Source organism: Rhodovarius sp. (genome assembly GCF_040399605.1).
Lineage (GTDB): Bacteria > Pseudomonadota > Alphaproteobacteria > Acetobacterales > Acetobacteraceae > Rhodovarius > Rhodovarius crocodyli_A.
The window spans coordinates 15,475-31,884 of the sequence record NZ_JBBARU010000042.1 but is presented as its reverse complement, the minus strand read 5'-3'; the positions used below and the strand labels follow the sequence as shown (position 1 = coordinate 31,884).

At 65.4% G+C, this 16,410-nt stretch carries 11 protein-coding genes; 5 read left to right on the top strand and 6 right to left on the bottom strand.

The window, feature by feature from the left end:
• Positions 1–16: 16 nt before the first annotated feature.
• Positions 17–562, bottom strand: coding sequence for a demethoxyubiquinone hydroxylase family protein (locus tag ABWP84_RS11730; protein WP_353212216.1), 546 nt, complete (start codon positions 560–562; stop codon positions 17–19).
• Positions 563–614: 52 nt separating this feature from the next.
• Between ABWP84_RS11730 and ABWP84_RS11725 the strand changes: the two genes are divergently transcribed.
• Positions 615–959, top strand: a complete 345-nt coding sequence (locus ABWP84_RS11725; protein ID WP_353212215.1) for a DUF393 domain-containing protein — start codon at positions 615–617, stop codon at positions 957–959.
• A gap of 13 nt (positions 960–972) precedes the next feature.
• On the opposite strand, the gene bcp is transcribed toward ABWP84_RS11725, so the two are convergent.
• Both bcp and ABWP84_RS11715 read right to left on the bottom strand, forming a co-directional pair.
• Positions 973–1,440, bottom strand: coding sequence for a thioredoxin-dependent thiol peroxidase (gene bcp, locus ABWP84_RS11720; protein ID WP_353212214.1), 468 nt, complete (start codon positions 1,438–1,440; stop codon positions 973–975).
• Complete coding sequence (locus tag ABWP84_RS11715) at positions 1,437–4,289, bottom strand: bifunctional [glutamine synthetase] adenylyltransferase/[glutamine synthetase]-adenylyl-L-tyrosine phosphorylase (protein WP_353212213.1); 2,853 nt, start codon at positions 4,287–4,289, stop codon at positions 1,437–1,439. The genes bcp and ABWP84_RS11715 overlap by 4 nt, the downstream gene beginning before the upstream one ends.
• Positions 4,290–4,362: 73 nt before the next feature.
• Between ABWP84_RS11715 and ABWP84_RS11710 the strand changes: the two genes are divergently transcribed.
• The 4 genes from ABWP84_RS11710 (at position 4,363) to ABWP84_RS11695 (ending at position 11,605) form a co-directional block, all read left to right on the top strand.
• A complete protein-coding gene (locus ABWP84_RS11710; protein WP_353212212.1) occupies positions 4,363–7,977 on the top strand; it encodes a DUF3971 domain-containing protein in 3,615 nt (1,204 codons plus the stop codon).
• Between the two features lie 367 nt (positions 7,978–8,344).
• Entirely contained in the window at positions 8,345–9,439 is a 1,095-nt protein-coding gene (locus ABWP84_RS11705) for a hypothetical protein (RefSeq protein WP_353212211.1), read from the top strand.
• Between the two features lie 182 nt (positions 9,440–9,621).
• Complete coding sequence (locus tag ABWP84_RS11700; RefSeq protein ID WP_353212210.1) at positions 9,622–10,419, top strand: ion transporter; 798 nt, start codon at positions 9,622–9,624, stop codon at positions 10,417–10,419.
• Between the two features lie 418 nt (positions 10,420–10,837).
• Positions 10,838–11,605 (top strand): TerC family protein, encoded by a 768-nt coding sequence (locus ABWP84_RS11695; RefSeq protein WP_353212209.1) that lies wholly within the window; start codon positions 10,838–10,840, stop codon positions 11,603–11,605.
• Between the two features lie 260 nt (positions 11,606–11,865).
• On the opposite strand, the gene ABWP84_RS11690 is transcribed toward ABWP84_RS11695, so the two are convergent.
• From ABWP84_RS11690 to ABWP84_RS11680, 3 genes are all read right to left on the bottom strand, one after another.
• Entirely contained in the window at positions 11,866–12,975 is a 1,110-nt protein-coding gene (locus ABWP84_RS11690; protein WP_353212208.1) for a hypothetical protein, read from the bottom strand.
• A gap of 966 nt (positions 12,976–13,941) precedes the next feature.
• Positions 13,942–15,366: an amidohydrolase family protein gene (locus ABWP84_RS11685; protein ID WP_353212207.1), complete on the bottom strand. Its 1,425-nt coding sequence runs from the start codon at positions 15,364–15,366 to the stop codon at positions 13,942–13,944.
• Positions 15,366–16,388, bottom strand: a complete 1,023-nt coding sequence (locus ABWP84_RS11680; protein ID WP_353212206.1) for a GTP-binding protein — start codon at positions 16,386–16,388, stop codon at positions 15,366–15,368. Before ABWP84_RS11680 ends, ABWP84_RS11685 begins: the two co-directional genes overlap by 1 nt.
• Positions 16,389–16,410: the final 22 nt, after the last annotated feature.

Below are 16,410 nucleotides of genomic sequence, written 5' to 3'. Positions count from 1 at the left end.
CTGTCCTTGCGCTAAGTCAAATCCGCTTGGCGGCCATCACGGCGGCTTTGGAACCCGCCCCCACCATCCAGCACCAGCCCAGCAAAGCCAGGCTCGGCGGCGCCACGCCCAGGCCGCGCGCCTCATCGCGATGATGCACCTCCTCCTCCTGGCATTGCGCCAGCATGGCGCGCAGCGCCGGGAAACTCTGCTCGGCATCCAGCCGGTCGATCTGCTGCTGGTAGTGATGATCGACAAAGCTCTCCACCGCATCGATGGTGGCAAAGATCGCGCGCGGCCCAAACAACGCCGGAATGGCGCCGGTCAACCACCCCGCCACCCGCCAGATCGGCAGCAGCTTGGAATGTTTCGCCGCCGGCAGCACCTGCTCGATCAGGCGCAAATGCCCCTGCTCGGTCACCATATGGCGCTGGGCGAATTCCCGCGCCGCCGGGTCACGGCTGACGGCCAGGATGCCACGATAAATCATCACCGCCCCGGTCTCCCCGGCATGGTCGGAGCGCAATTCGCCCTCCAGCCAGGCGGGCATGCTGTGGATCGGCAGGGCGGCAATATGGTTCATCCCAGCCACATGGCATGCTGACAGGCAGAGGCAAGCACCCCATATCACCGCCATGACACAAACCACGGTTTATTATGATGGCGCCTGCCCGGTCTGCTCGCGCGAAATCGCGCAATACCGCCGCGCCCGCGGCGCCGAGAGCCTGAATTTCATCGATGTCACCGGCTGCGACGAAGCCGCCCTCGGCCCTGACCTGACCCGGCAGGCCGCCCTGGCCGCCATGCATGTGCGCCGCCCGGATGGCACGCTGGTGCAGGGGGCGCGCGCCTTTGGCGATATCTGGGCCGCGCTGCCCGCCTTTCGCCCCCTGGCCTGGGCCATGCGGCTGCCGGGGGCGGGGTGGCTGGCGGATATCGGCTATGCCGGGTTTCTGCGCGCGCGCCGCCTCTGGCGGTAAACCTTGGCGGACCTCAGAGCCCCTGCGCCGCCTCCAGCACCGCCGCCGCATGGGCATCGGGCTTCACCTTCCGCCAGACCTTAACAATCTTGCCGTCAGCGCCCACTAAAAAGCTGGAGCGCTCCATCCCCATATAGGTCTTGCCATACATGGATTTCTCCACCCACACGCCATAGGCCTTGGCCGTCACCTGCTCCGGGTCCGAAGCCAGGGGAAATTCCAGATTGTATTTCTTGGCGAATTTCTCAATTGGCGGCATGGCATCGGGCGAGACGCCAATCACCGTCAGCTTCAGCTTGCCCAAAGCCGGCAGGGCCTCCTGAATGCCGCAGGCCTGCTTGGTGCAGCCGGGCGTATCCGCCTTGGGGTAGAAATACAGCAGATAGGGCGCGCCCTTGAGCGCCGCCGAGGAGATCTGGCGGCCACCGCTCGCCGCCATCTCAAAGCCGGGGGCGTCATCGCCGGCATTGGGTCCGCTCATGCATTCTCTCCTGCTATGTGGCGGCCGACATGGCGTGCGAAGGCATCGCGCACCAGGGCGGCATGAATGTCGAGCTGTGCGCGCAGGGCCAATCCGTCAACCACCACCTCGCCTAGCGCCAGCCCCGCACCACGCAGCAGCACCGCCTCGGCCGAGCGGGAGAGGTCATGATCCATCGGCCGCGCCATCATCAACCGCCGCAGCCCCAGCAGGCTGCGCCATAGCCGCTCCGCCCGGCACAGCGCCACGGCTTCGGGCAGCAGCCCCGCCTCCCCCAGCGCCGCCAGGGCGGCCGCGGTGTTGTGGCGCAACAGCTCAGGCCGATGCGGCGCGTGTTCCAGCAACAGCGCCTGGGCGATGAACTCCACCTCGATCATCCCGCCGGGCATGGCCTTGAGGTCCCAGGGGCCCTCAGGCGGCAATTCGCGCAGCAACCTAGCGCGCATCGCCGCCGCATCATGCAGCGCCCTCCCCGCAGGCAGCGGGCGCAGTTGCGCCTGGCGCAGCGCCTGGGCCACCCGCCGGCGGAAGGCCACGGGGCCCGCCACCACCCTCGCGCGCATCAGCGCCATCCGCTCCCAACTCCAGGCCTCCTCAGCCTGATAGCGTTCGAAGCTGGAAAGACGCGTCGCCACCGGCCCCTTATTGCCGGTCGGCCGCAGCCGCATATCCACCGCAAAAAGCTGCCCCTCCGCCCCGGGCGAGGAGAGAGCCGCCACAATCTGGTGCGATAGACGAATAAAATAGTCGCTCGGCGCGAGGGATTTCGTCCCCCCCTGGCTCGCCTCGGCATCGGCGGCGTGGTCGTAGAGCAGCACGATGTCTAGGTCGCTGCCCGGCAGCATTTCCTGCCCGCCCAGCTTGCCCATGGCCAGCACCGCCAGCGCGCCGCCGGCCAGCTTGCCGTGGCGGAGGGCGAATTCGGCGCTGACGCGCGGTATCACCGCCCCCATCACATCCTCGGCCAGATTCGAACGCAAAAGCCCAGCCTCATCCGCCGCCAGCCGCCCTTCCAGCAGGGCGGCATCAATTTCAAAGCGCCGCTCGGTGGCCAGCCTGCGCGCGGCATCCAGCGCCTCCTCCAGATGCCGGGCCTCGCGCACCCGCGCCAGCATGGGCAGGGGGGCGGTGGGGTCGCTGCTCAGCAGCCCCTCAAAGGCGGCAGGGAAATGCGCCAGATGATCGGCAAAGGGCGGTGCCGCGCCGAGAATGGTGGCAATGCGCCGAAGTAACGCCGGGTTGCGCTGGATCATCGACAGAATCTGCACCCCCACCGGAAGATGCGACAACATGGCATCAAACCGCGCCAGCACGGCATCCGGCTCCGCCTCGGCGGCAAAGCTCTCCAGCAGGCCCGGCAGCATGCCGGCCAGCAAGGCCCGGGCGCGCTCGCTGCGGGTGGCGCGCACCCGCCCCTGCTGCCAGCCGCGCAATATGCCCAAGGCCGAGGCCCCATCGCGAAAACCCATCCCCTCCAGCGCCGCCAGCGCCTCGGGCGCATCCTCCGGCCCCTCGGGCATCACAAAGCCGCTCTGCGGGAGTTCACCCACAATGCCTTCAAAAACCTCCAGATAATGCCCCTCCACACAGCGCATGCTGGCGGTCAGCCGCTCGATCAGTGCCTCGGGCCCCGTCAGCCCCATGAAGCTGGCAATGCGCGCAAGCCCGGGCTCATCCTGCGGCAGGCGATGGGTTTGCCGGTCATGCAGCATTTGCAGCCGATGCTCCACCTGGCGCAGCAGCAGATAGGCATCCGACAATTCACCCAGCGCCACGCGGTCCATCCGCCCCGCCGCCACCAAGGCGGTCAGCGCGCCCAGTGTGGTGGGCTGCCGCAAGGCCGGGTCCCTACCGCCCCAAAGCAATTGCAGCGCCTGGGCGGAGAATTCGATCTCGCGAATACCGCCCCTTCCCAGCTTCACATCATGGCCAGGCACGGTGATGCCCCCGCCCAGGCCCTTATGCTGATTGATCTGCCGCTTGATCGCGTGAATATCCGCCAGCGCCGAGAAATCGAGAAAACGGCGCCAGACAAAGGGCCGGATTTCGCGCAAAAACGCCTCGCCGGCGGCAATATCGCCAGCCACCGGGCGGGCCTTGATCATCGCCGCGCGCTCCCAGGTCGCGCCCATGCTCTCATAATAACTGATCGCCGCGGGGATGGAGACGGCCAGCGGCGTGGCGGCAGGGTCCGGCCGGAGCCGCAGATCGGTGCGGAAGACGTAGCCATCGGCGGTGCGCTCATCGAGCAGCTTCACCAATTCGCGCGCAATACGCACGAAGCAGCCCTGCGCCTCATCAGGCTCGGTCGCCACCGAAGGGTCGAACATCAGGATGAGGTCAATATCGGAGGAGTAGTTCAGCTCCCGCGCGCCGAGCTTGCCCATGCCCATCACCACCAGCCCACAGCCGCGCCCCCCCCGCGCGGCGGCGCGTTTGAGTTCGCCGCGTTCGACGGCCGCGCGCAGCAAATGCCGCAAACAGGCGCCCAGCGCCGCCTCAGCCAGGGTGGTCAGCGCCTCGGTCACCCGCTCCAGCGGCCAAAGCCCGCCAATATCGGCCGCCGCTATCACCAGCGCCGCGCGGCGCTTCACCTGGCGCAGCAGCGTGGCCAGTGCCGGGCGCGCCGTCGCGGCATCGGCGCGGGAAAGCGGCGCGATAGCGAGTTGAAAGGCCTCATCGGCGCCGCGCTCGAGCAAGCGCAGCAGGCTGGCCGGCTCCCGCTCCAGCAGATCAGCCAGATAAGGGCTATGCCCGGCCAGGGCGGCGAGCCAGGGCAGCGCATCGGCATGGGCCAGCAGGGCCTGGGCATTGGCATCACCCTCTTCGAGCGCGGTGCGCAGGCGCATCACCGCATCCGAATCGTATGCCTGGGGCAGTATGGGGTTGCGTGACATCGGCCATGATGGGAAGCGGGTCAGCATGGAAGGTCAAGCCAAGATGACCGGGGAGAAGATCACCCGCCGCGTCAGCCGGTCAGGGGCGCATGCGCTGCGCCTGCTGCGGCGCGTCTTTTCCAGCCATGGCCGCGGGCTGCGCCTGCTCACCCGTGCGGTGCTGGGGCTAACGATGGCGCTGGGCTTGGCCGCCGGGGCACTGGCATGGCGGCTGGGCCAGGGGCCGCTGGAACTGACCTGGTTCGCCGGCCAAATGCGGCAGGGCATTGCCCTCGATGCCGGCACAAGGCTGCGGGCGGAGTCCATTGCCCTGGCCTGGGATGGCTGGCGCCACGGCGCCAGCGCCCTGCCGGCGATCAGGCTTGATGGGGTGCAGCTTGAGGGGGCAGGGCTTGCGGCCGAGGCCGATGCGGTGCTGCTGCATGTCTCGCTCGCGGCCTTGCTGCGCGGCGAGATCGCCCCCTCCCTGCTGGAGCTTGAGGCGCCGCGGCTGCGGCTGAAGCCAAGTGATGGCACCGCCGGCGAGATGGATACCGCCACCCTGCTGCCCTGGCTCGCCGCCCCCGACGAATTGGGCCGCCACATGGCGCTGCGTGGCTTGCGGGTGCGCGATGGCGCCATCGCCCTGCCCGCCAGCGGCAGTACCCCCGCCGTGGCGCTGGAGGGCATTCAACTTTTCGCCCAGCGCGGCCGCGATGGCCTGCGCGCCGATGGCGCGGCCGCGCTTCGCATGGCCGGCATACAATTGCCGGTCACCGTCCAGGCCACGGGCGGCGGCGCGGGCAGCGAGGTGGTGCTGCGCGTGAACGGATTGCAGCCGCCGGCCCTGGCCGGGCTCCTGCCGGAACTCGCGCCGCTCGCGGGGCTGCAAACCACGCTCAGCGCCGCCATCACCCTGCGGCTGGATGGCGGGCTGGTGCCGCGCGGCGGCATGCTGGCCCTGGAAGCCGGCCCCGGCCGGCTCAGCCATGGAGGCTGGTCACTGCCGTTGCAGGGGTTTTCCCTGGAAGCGAATATGCGCCGCGATGCGCTGGAACTGACGCGAGCCGCGATCCTGCTGGGCCCGGCAGAGGCGGCGCCACAGCTTCACCTCACCGCGCATGGCAGCGCTTGGCGGGAGGATGGCCGCTGGCGGGGCGAGGCGGAAACCGCCCTGGCCAGCTTCGACGTGACCCATATCGCCAGCCTCTGGCCCGAGGGGCTGGCGGAGGAGTGGCGCGCGGAGGTGGGGCGGCTCGCCCTGGCGGGGCAATTGCGCGGGGCGCGGCTAGGCCTCACCCTTGGTGACACCGCAGCAGGGCCACGGCTGCTCCATGCCCGGCTGCATGCGCCGTTCAGCGGATTGCGGCTCGGCCTGGGCCAGGGCCTCGATATCACTGAGGCGCTGATCGAGGCGAGCGGCACGGAGCAGGCCTTCCGGCTGGATGCGCTGCGGCTGGTGCTGCCCTCGCCTCGTTCCGGGGCGCCGCCCACCACCATCACCGCCGCCGCCAATATCAGGCGCGGGGCGGCGGGATGGAATGTGGCGGGCGATCTGGCGCTGGACCAGGTGGCCTTCGCCGATATGCCCACGCTTTGGCCCGAGGGTGTGGCGCCCAAGCCGCGCAAATGGATGGTGGAGAATATGCTGGCCGGGGTGGCGCAAGAGGGCCAGTGGCGCTTCGATCTCGCTCTGCCCGATGGCCAGGCGCCGCAGCTGCGCGCGCTATCGGGCCGGGCGGCGGCCAGCGGCGTCACGGTGCAATGGGTCCGGCCGATTCCACCGGTCATCGAGGCCGCGGGCGAGGTGCAGTTCGGCCGCGATAGCATCACCGTGACGCTGAGCGGTGGGAGGCAGGCGCGGGCCGATGGCAGCGCCTCAGGGCTGGAGGTGACCGGCGGCACGCTGCGCTTTACCGACTTGTCGCAGCCCATCGAACAGGCCGATCTGCAATTGCTTCTGGGCGGATCACTGCCGGATCTGATGACGGTGCTGCGCCACCCAAGGCTGCATCTCTTCGAGCGGCGGCCCTTGGAGTTGGTGGTGGCCGAGGGCAGCCATGTCACCCGCTTGAACCTGAATTTCCCGATGCTGGAGGAGATTCCGGCGGAATCGGTCCGGGTGCGGGCGGAATCGCGGCTGAGCAATCTGCGCCTGGGCCGGGCGCTACTGGGCCGAGAACTCACCCAGGTGCAGGGCGAATTGCTGCTAGAGAGCGAGCGGCTGCGGGTGCAGGGCACTGGCAATTTGCTGGGCGCGCCGCTGCGGCTGACGACTGAGATGGATTTGCGCCCGGGGCCGGCCAATGGCGTGCTATCGCGCGAGACGGTGCAGGGCACCGTCTCGGCCCGGCAATTGGCCCAGCTGGGGCTTGATCTGGGCGATGTGCTGGGCGGGTCCGTCGCCATTGATGCGCGGACCGAGCGGCGGCGCAATGGCCAGGGCATGGTCACCCTGCGCGGTGACCTGGCACCGGCCACGCTGGCCGTACCGGCGGCGCGCTGGAGCAAGGCGCAGGGCAGCCCAGGCAGCGCCGAGGTGGTGGTCCGGCTGCATGGCGATAATCTTGTAGGCCTGGATAATGGCCGGCTGGACGTGCTTGATCTGTCCTTGCGCGGGCGCGCCATTGTTAATCGCGGCCGGATCGAGCGCTTTGAGATTGCCGAGAGCCAGTTTGGCGGCAGCCGCTTCCAGGGTGATGTGCGCGCGCCTGCCCAGCCGGGCGCACCGTGGCAGACGACGCTGCGCGGGCCGCTGCTGGATTTGCGGGCGATCTTTGCCGAGCGGCGTGGCGCGACGGAGGCGCCGGCAGAGGCCGCGACCTCGCCCCCCATGGTGCTGGAGGCGCGGTTTGACCGGGTGACGCTGGGCGAGGGCCGGGAATTGCTGGGGGTGCAGGGCCGTGCGGTGGTGGATGAGCACTCGGTGCTGCGGCAGGGATTTTTGCGCGGCCGCACCAGCACGGCCTCCGGCGCCTTTGAGCTGGTGGTGGCACCGCGGCCGCAGGGCCGTTCCTTGCGGCTCACCGCCGAGGATGGCGGGGCAGTGCTGCGGGCCTTGGATGGGATCAGTTCGATCGATGGTGGGCGGCTGAACCTCAATGGCGGCTGGGCGAGCAATGCGGTAAACGCGCCGCTGACCGGCACGGCTGAGCTGGAAGGTTTTGTGGTGCGCGGCGCGCCGGCCATCGGCAAGCTGTTGCAGGCGATGACGCTCTACGGGCTGGTGGATGCGCTGCAGGGCGGGGCGGGGCTGAGTTTCAATCGCGCCAATGTGCCCTTCAGCATGAATCGCGAGGTGCTGACGCTCAATGATGCGCATGCCTTCTCGCCCAGCCTGGGGCTGACGGTGCGGGGCCGGGTGCTGCGTGAGGCGGATATGATCGACCTCGAGGGCACCATCGTGCCGGCCTATATGATCAACACGGTGCTGGGCAATTTGCCGCTGGTGGGGCGGCTGTTCAGCCCTGAGCCTGGCGGTGGGCTATTTGCCACGGCGTTCCGGGTGCAGGGGCCGGCGGCGGACCCGCAGGTGCAGGTGAACCCGCTTTCGACCATCACGCCGGGATTTTTGCGCGGGTTGTTCGGCCTGGCGCAGGAGCCGGTGAGTGTGAGCCCGCAGCCACCGGGGCCAGGGGGGGAGGCGGGGCCGCGGCGGTGATGTGGTGAAAGCGGTGTATTCGGACAAATAGCCCGCCCCAGTGGCTGCGGGGTGGCTGGCGGGGTGGCGGGGCTGCGGGGTTATGCGGCGACCATGTCGTATTCGGACAAATTGCCCCACCCGGTGGCCGGCGAGGCGGGGGCTTGGTTTTTTGGGCCTGGGCGAGGCGGGGCTGCGGGGCTATGCGGCGACCATGTCGTATTCGGACAAATTGCCCCGCAGTGGCGGCGGTGGCTTTGGCCTGGGGATTGGGTTGTCAAACAGCGTTTGTGTTATAGGATTATTTACCGATAAAGGCAAGCGCCATTTGCCTGTTTCGGCCCGGCGCTATTCCCATATGACGCGATTTGTTGCATGATTTGGCATCATGTCGCAGCCGCCGGATATCGCGCCCATCCTCACCGTTCTGGACGAGGCCCTGCATGGAGGGCGCTGCCTGGAGGCCGCTGCGGCGCTGCGCACCCTTTCACGGCTGGTGCCACAGGATTTGCGGGTGCGGGCGGCTTTGGCGCGGGCGCTGTTTGCTGCCGGACTCTGGCAGGAAGCCTGGGATGCCTATGAGGTGCGCTTCGAGTTGCTGCCTGACATTTTCCCCAAGGTGAGCCGGATGGGGCCGAATGGGCCGGAGGCGATGCCGATCTGGCGCGGTGGCCCGGCGCCCGAGGCGCTGCTGGTGATGGGTGAACAGGGCTTGGGCGATACCATCCAATTCGCCCGCTACCTGCCCCTGCTGCAGGCGCGGGGGGTGCGGGTGCATGCGGTATTGGATGGGCGCATCCATGCGCTGCTGGCGCCGCTGCTGGCGGGTATTGACCTGCGCGCGAGCGGCACGGCGGGGCGGGTACAGGGGGTGAAATCCTGGCTGCCGCTGCTCAACCTGCCGCAGGCGCTGGGTCTGCGGCCGCAGGAATACCGCGGACAAATCCCCTATCTGACAGTGGATGGCGGGCGCGTTGCGCGCTGGCGGGCGCGAATCGGCGGTGAGGGCTTGCGGATTGGCATTGTCTGGCAGGGCAACCCGGCGGCGCCGGTGGATCGGCATCGCTCAGCGCCGCTGGCGGCTTTCGCCCCCATTGCGGCTCTGCCGGGGGTGCGGCTTTTCGCGCTGCAAAAGGGCCCGGGCGAGGATGCTCCCGCACCTTTCGCGCTTGAACGGCTGGGGCCGGAGATGGATCAGGGGCCGGATTGGTTCCTGGATACCGCGGCAGCGATGGTGGCACTTGATCTTGTGGTGTCAGTGGATACGGCGGCCTTGCATGTGGCCGGCGCGCTGGGGCGGCCGGCGCTGCTGCTGGCGCATGGGCGCGAGAGCGATTGGCGCTGGCAGCAGAGGCGGGAGGATACCATCTGGTACCCTTCGGTGCGGCTGGTGCGCTGCCCCGATGGCGGGGCGGATTGGTGTGCGGCGGCGGCGCGGGCGGCTTTTCTGATCCGGACTGGGAACCTGCCGGCGGCGGTCTAGAGGCATTTCAGCGCGAGCGAAGACGGTGAAACGGTTTTAGGCTCTGTTTTTCCGCCATCTTTATCCGCTCAAACGAACCCGTCTGAGCGGATGATACGCTCATGATCACATGCGGGCGGGGCTTGACCCTGCCCGGCGCCCCATGCATGGCGCGACCGTAACCAATCGCCCAGGATACTGACATGTCAGAAGCCCAGATCATCAATGGGACCGGGCTGCGCGCCCGTTCCTCCCGCCTGGCTCAGTCCAGCCCGTTTCAGCGGCTGGTCATCGGCCTCATCCTGATCAATGCCGTCACGCTGGGCCTGGAGACGTCCGACCGCGTCATGGGCACCATTGGCGGATTTTTGCATGTCTTGGACATGGTGTTGTTGTTGGTGTTTACTGCCGAACTGGCCTTGCGGATCTTCGCCTTCCGTGGCGGATTCTTCCGTGACCCGTGGAGCATCTTCGATTTCGCAGTCATTGTTATCGCCTGGATGCCGGCCTCGGGCGCGCTTTCGGTGCTGCGGGCGCTGCGGGTACTGCGGGTCCTCAGGCTGATCTCAATAGTCCCCTCGCTGCGCAATGTGGTGGAGGCGATGCTGGCTGCGCTGCCGGGCATGGGAAGCATCATGCTTCTGATGGGCCTCGTCTTCTATGTCAGCGCCGTCATGGCCACCAAACTTTTCGGCGCCGAGATGGAAGAACAATTCGGTACGCTGGGCGCCAGCCTGTTTACCCTGTTCCAGCTTATGACGCTCGATGACTGGGCCAATATCGTGAAGCCGGCAACGGAGGCGCAACCCTTGGCGCTGCTCTTCTTCATGCCCTTCATCATCATCTCGACCTTCGTGGTGTTGAACCTGTTCATTGGCGTGATCGTGGAGAGTATCCAGTCGCTGCGCGACGAAAAGCCGGGGGCTGAGAAGCCAGACATCGCGGCAGTGCTGGCCGAGGTCCGGGCGCTGCGGGCGGAGGTGGCGGCGCTGAAGCGCTGAGGAAGCGCTCAGCATGGCGGTATCAAAGCGGGCCACAGGATCGTTGGCGATGTGCTGAGCAGGGCGGAATATAACATGCCCCCCTGATGGGTTGTCCGCTTTGGGGGCGGCCGGGGCTCTTTGCGCCTGGAGCATCACCCGTTCAAACGGAATCGTTTGAGCGGATAAAGATGCTCGACAAACAGAGGCTTAGATCCTGTGCAGTGAGCCGAGGCGAACGGAACAGGCTCTAGTTTGACTGCGAGGCATGAGACCAATAAGGCGTGCCCTGCTTTTGCACCGTCACACTGGCCTGAATGGGTAGGGCCGTTGACATCCGCCGCAAAAAATTACTACAATGTAATGTAGAGTGGCCCTGCGCGTGGTGGTGTAACAGGCACAGAAATGAGTTCTTCCAGACAGGGGTAGAGGCTAATCGATGGATAATCTCCTCACCTTGGCTGCTGATCCAGCCGCCTGGGTTGCACTCACCACCCTCATTGCGATGGAGGTGGTGCTCGGCATTGACAACCTGCTGTTCATCTCGATCCTGACCAATAAATTGCCTGAACATCAGCGTGAACGCGCCCGAATAATTGGTATCGGCGCTGCGCTGATACTGCGGCTTGTGCTGCTGAGCCTTGTTTTTGTCATCGTACAGTTGACTGAGCCCGTATTGACGCTATTCGGCCAGAGTTTTTCATGGCGTGACATGATACTCATAGGTGGCGGGCTGTTTTTGGTCTGGAAGGCAACCAAGGAAATCCACCACACCGTTGATCCTGACCCCGGACCGGACATGTTTGGCGGTGGGACGGTGGCGATGAATTTCGCTGCGGCGGTCGCTCAAATCCTTTTACTGGATTTGGTTTTTTCATTAGACAGTATAATCACTGCCGTGGGTATGACTCAACACGTCGAGATAATGGTTATTGCGGTGGTCTTCACGGTAATCGTGATGCTTGTTGCTGCAACTCCGCTGGCGCAATTCATTAGCGCGAACCCGACTGTCGTTATCCTAGCATTGTCATTCCTGTTCATGATTGGAATGACGCTGATCGCCGAAGGCTTTGGTGTGAAAGTGCCAAAAGGCTATATTTATGCGGCGATGGCTTTCTCGGCCGTGGTTGAAGGTCTCAACATGCTTTCGCGCCGCTCGCGGTCGAGACTGCAGGAGGGTGCCAAGAGCAACACCGTGCAGCGGTGAAGCGTGAGCGGTGGCTTGCGAAATTCGGACGGCCCAATAACTGACTGCGCTGGCTGAGATTGTCGGCCGGCGCTGCATCGGAGTGAGGCCCAGCTTTACCGGCGCGCGGCCGCGGCAGATGCAACCGCTTGCCCTTTTTTGGTCGATGCCGCTGCCCGGTGGTGGTGCTATCATCCGCCCCCGGTGGGGATGGCGGCGAACCCGTCTGAGGTCCACCAGCCTGGCCGCCATGCGGTAGCGGGCCTGAGCGAGTGGCTTTGCTACCGCGACGACGCGCGGTGAATCTGCCGCGCCAGCGGCTCCTGCAGGAAGACCGACGCCATCAGCGCCGGTATCATCTGCGTGCGGTTCAGCGGCCTCGGCAGGCTGGCCGGGTCGAAATGGCCGGGCGCGCCGCTATTCAGGTGCTGCAACCAGGCGACGTAGCTGCGGGCGTTGCGGTTGTCTGGCTCGACCTGCAGCGCCTCCTGCATCAGTTGGAGCGCAACCTCCCGCTTGCCCTCGGCCCAGGCCAGCAGGCCGCGCTGGATCAGCACATAGGGGCGAATGAACGGGGGCTCACGGCGGCTGAGGGCGATGCCGCGCTCGGTCTGCGCCCGCGCCTGTTCGAGATCTCCGCTCAGAATACTGAGAAACGCGGCGTTCAGGGCATGGATGGAACGCGTGGACAAAAGAGAATCGGCCAGTTGAACCTCGCGCGCGGCCTGCGCTGGATCGCCCTCTAGCAGGAAGAGGACGGCGTTCAGGTTCAACAACGCGGAATGTTCAACATGATCATCGCGTGTCCAGTTGCGCCCCAGCATGGTGCTTGTTGTCGCGCGCACGCCGCTGAGATCCGTCTGGGCGCCATCAAGAAAATCATTCAGCTGGGCGAGGATGACCTGGTAGGGCACGACTTCGGCAAAGGCTTCGCGCGCTCCGCGGCGCAGCAACTCCACCGCATTCAAATTCGGCTGGGTAAGCTCCAGGAGCCTCAGCGGCTTCCCATGATCCGATACCACAATCTCCAACCTGAGCCCTGCTTCAACATGCAACATGGTGGCGGATATGCGGACGTGCTCCAGGCCGAAGAGGTCCTGCAGGGCTGCGGTCAGTCCAGTCAGCTTCAGCGGCTCCGCCAGCGCGCCGATTAAGGTTCCGCGAGAGGCGACACGGGGGGTGGGCACCGGCACGACTGAGGGAACGGACACGATGCGGGCGATTTCGGTGACGAAGATTTCTTCAGCCGCGCGACGAGTGAGCCCGCTATTCTGCACGATGGGCGGCAGCCCGACATTGACCGACATGGTGTTGGAACTGATCGCTGCGTCGCCCGCCATCAGGCCCATAAAGAGCGCGCCAAGTAAACTGAGTGTCATAAAATCCATCATGGCTCTCCCAGCCGACATTGCACGAACTGTAATTCGCAACAAAACTATAAATAGTGTCTATTTTTATGGCCGGGCATGCCCGCGTCAACAAGGGTGAATCTGGAAATTTACCCCGCCCTCTCAACCCTTTATGGCGAGCCACGCATCAGGCAGATCGATCTGGCTCAGAGCCTGGGCTTGATGAAGAGCATGCCATGTTCATCACAGCTCAGTCTAACGAACCGGGCGGCACGGCCAATGCCCCAAATGGAGGGGCCCTGACCACACCCCGAAGGTAACCCAGTCGCCGCTGGCGGTGGCTGCCACCAGGCTGGAAAGGGCATCATGCAAGGGGCACCACCATGGGAGATAATTTATAAGTTCCCGGCGTTCTTGAGCATGCCTCAGCCTTGGCTCTCGAGCCATTTTTTTCGGTTAGACTTGCGCATATGGCCTTGAGGACCATTCCCTGCCACCGATTTGACGTCACCCTGGGAGAACTCACCGGCAGGCTTGGGCGACAGGACCAGATGTAACTATTCGTCGCTGTTTTCCACTATATTCATCGTCATACCAGAGAGCACCTCGATAGCTTCAGACACCAAATCAGCAACTGGATTGGCGATCAGTGCCGATTTAGAGCCTGCTTTCTTCAAAAAAACTCACTTTGTAGGCAATAAATTTTATTTTGTAGAATATTTTTATCCGCTCAAACGATTTTATTTGAACTGATGATAATCTATTCAGTTATTTAATCAAAAATCAGGCAACCGGGGCAAAACCCCGGGAGATAAGGCTATTGCGCCCGCTCTGACATGGTTTCGGAGGTCGGGCAGGTTCTATGCGCCGGCGACATGCAAGCAGTGGCCGAGATAGTGCCAGAAGCCCGAGCCATTTCACCCAAGGCGAAGACGGTAAAACGGCTCCAGTCTTTGCTTTTGCGCATTTGCCGGGTCGCCTTGCAAAGCCGCAAGGCTTGAAAATGCGCTATACCGCCGGGCGGCTGCGCACCTCGTCGGGGATCTTCCGGGGGAGGAATTCGCCCTGCTTGAGGTCGCCCGAGAAGACGCCATCCACCACCACCACGCGCCCGCGCATCACCGTCACGCGCGGCCAGGCGGTCACCTTGTGCCCCTCCCACGGCGTGTAATCCGTCTCGTGCATGTCCTCGGCGCGGATGGTCTTGTCGATGCCGGTCTCCAGCACAACCACATCCGCGTCCGAGCCCACGGCCAGCGCGCCCTTGCGCGGATACAGCCCCATGATCTTGGCCGCGTTGGTCGAGACCATGTCCACGAAATGCTCCGGCGTATAGCCGCGCTTGGTGACCATCTGCGTGTACATCAGGCCCACGCGCGGCTCGACGCCGGAATTGCCGCCCGTGGTGTCGTCGATGCGGCTGCCCTGCAGCTTGATGCGCAGCGGGCAGCAGAGTTCGTCGGTCGCGATGACTTGCAGCGCGCCGCGGTTGGTCGCCTCCCACAGCTTCTTCTGGTCCTCGGGGTATTTGAGCGAGGGGTAGGTATGGTAGATTTGCCCATTGGGCTTTTTGTAGTCCTCGGCGGTGTACATCAGGTACTGGTGCAGGGTTTCGCCATACATCGGGAAGCCACGCGCGCGGGAATTGGCCAGCGCGGCCACGCCCGTCGCCGCCGAGACATGCACCATGTACAGCGCGCAGCCCTCGACATTTTCGGCCAGGCGAATGACGCGGTTGAACGCCAGCTCCTCGGAGAGCGTATTGTGCACCTCGGCCATGAATTCGAAGCCGACGCGGTTCTCGCGTATCAGCTTCTCATACATGAACATGACGATGTCATTATCCTCGGCGTGGATGGCCGCGATGCCGCCCTGCTTCGCCACCACCTTCAGCGCTTCCCAGATATGGCCGTGCTGGACCATGCGCCCGGTCTGGCCGTAGCGGATGTCGGTGGTGAACATCTTGATGCTGGCATGGCCGGCCTGAATGGCTTCGGCCACCTCGCCGAACTGCACCTGCGGGATCGCGCCCATAAGCGTCAGGTGCCAGCCATAGTCGCAGTAGCAATCACCCTTCCAGATCGCGTCGGTCTGCTCGATCGCCTGCTGGATGGAACGCTCATGCGTGCATTGTACGAAGTCGATCAGCGTGGTGGTGCCGCCCCAGAGGGCCGCGCGGCTGACCTGCGAGGGCGGGTCGGTAAACTTCGCCGGGTCGGCAGCGCTCATCTTGATGGCGGAGGAACAATGGATATGCGGGTCGATGCCGCCGGGGATTACTAAGCCTCCCTTGGCGTCCACCCTACGCCCGGCCGCGGCCAGGGTTCCTGGCGCGCCAATGGAGACGATCTTCTGCCCGGCAATGCCGATATCGACGGCGGCTAGCCCGCTCGGCAGCACGCATTGGCCGTTGGTGATCAACAGATCCAGCATCACGCCATTCCTTCTCTCGCTGTTTTTCCAAGCATCGGGTTTTCACCAAGCACCGGGTCGCCGGCCACGAAGCCATCGAGCAGTCTCTGTGGCGCTATGCCGCGCATGATGAACACCATGCGGCTGGTCCGGTCCGCATCCGGCCAATCGGGCAGCCAGCGCGGCTCGTACATCGTGTGCTGCACGGCATGGATGGCGGCCGGGCCGCCTTGCCTGTCCGCGAATGCCACGATGCCCTTCACGCGCAGCAGATCCTCGCCATGCTCCTGCGCGAGGCGCCCCAGCGCCATGGCGAAGGCAAGGCGCGTCATCGGCCGGCGCAGCGTCATCGTAAAGGCGGCGATGCCGTGCGCATGCACTGCGGTCGCGAAGCGGCGCGCACGCGGAATGGCCGTGATGGCGCCGCCGAACAGCAGCGCCGCCGGGTCGCCCTCCTGTGCATCGACCAGGCCGGCCAAAGGGTTCAGCGCGGCGAGTTGCGCACGAAGTGCATCTGAGGCAGGTGCCAGGTCGGTTTTGGTCAGCAGCAGCCGGTCCGCACTCGCGGCCTGCGCGACGGCCTCGGGGAAGCGTTCCAGCGTGCTGGCACCCAGCACGGAGTCGATCGCGGTGACCACGGTATCGACGCCAAGCGAGGCCTCTAGGAAGGCATCGGCCGAGAGGGTGTAGAGAATCGGCGCCGGCTCCGCGAGGCCGCTCGTCTCCAGCACGATGCGGCGGAATGGGCGATGTTCGCCGCGCGCGAGGCGGCGGAGCAGCATGTACAGCGTCTGCGCCAGATCCTGCCGCACCGCGCAGCACACGCAGCCATTGGGCAGTTCCACCACGTCCTGATCCACCGCTTCGAGCAGCAGGTGATCGAGGCCGATGGCGCCGAATTCATTGATGATGACGGCGGTGTCCATAAAGCCCGGGCTCGCCAGCACGCGCGAGAGGAAGCTGGTCTTACCGCTGCCCAGGAAGCCCGTCAGCACCGAAAACGGCAAACGCTGCGCCGGCACGGGCGGCGGAGGCGCGATCATCGCCACCGCCTACCCCTCACAT

Bases quoted from the DNA above. Each gene is read 5' to 3' on its own strand.
- ABWP84_RS11730 (WP_353212216.1), bottom strand. From the start codon at position 562: ATGAACCATATTGCCGCCCTGCCGATCCACAGCATGCCCGCCTGGCTG.
- ABWP84_RS11680 (WP_353212206.1), bottom strand. From the start codon at position 16,388: ATGATCGCGCCTCCGCCGCCCGTGCCGGCGCAGCGTTTGCCGTTTTCG.
- ABWP84_RS11705 (WP_353212211.1), top strand. From the start codon at position 8,345: ATGTCGCAGCCGCCGGATATCGCGCCCATCCTCACCGTTCTGGACGAG.
- ABWP84_RS11700 (WP_353212210.1), top strand. From the start codon at position 9,622: ATGTCAGAAGCCCAGATCATCAATGGGACCGGGCTGCGCGCCCGTTCC.
- ABWP84_RS11695 (WP_353212209.1), top strand. From the start codon at position 10,838: ATGGATAATCTCCTCACCTTGGCTGCTGATCCAGCCGCCTGGGTTGCA.
- ABWP84_RS11715 (WP_353212213.1), bottom strand. From the start codon at position 4,289: ATGCGCCTGCGCACCGCGCTCGAAGAGGGTGATGCCAATGCCCAGGCC.
- ABWP84_RS11685 (WP_353212207.1), bottom strand. From the start codon at position 15,366: ATGCTGGATCTGTTGATCACCAACGGCCAATGCGTGCTGCCGAGCGGG.
- ABWP84_RS11710 (WP_353212212.1), top strand. From the start codon at position 4,363: ATGGAAGGTCAAGCCAAGATGACCGGGGAGAAGATCACCCGCCGCGTC.
- ABWP84_RS11690 (WP_353212208.1), bottom strand. From the start codon at position 12,975: ATGATGGATTTTATGACACTCAGTTTACTTGGCGCGCTCTTTATGGGC.
- bcp (WP_353212214.1), bottom strand. From the start codon at position 1,440: ATGAGCGGACCCAATGCCGGCGATGACGCCCCCGGCTTTGAGATGGCG.
- ABWP84_RS11725 (WP_353212215.1), top strand. From the start codon at position 615: ATGACACAAACCACGGTTTATTATGATGGCGCCTGCCCGGTCTGCTCG.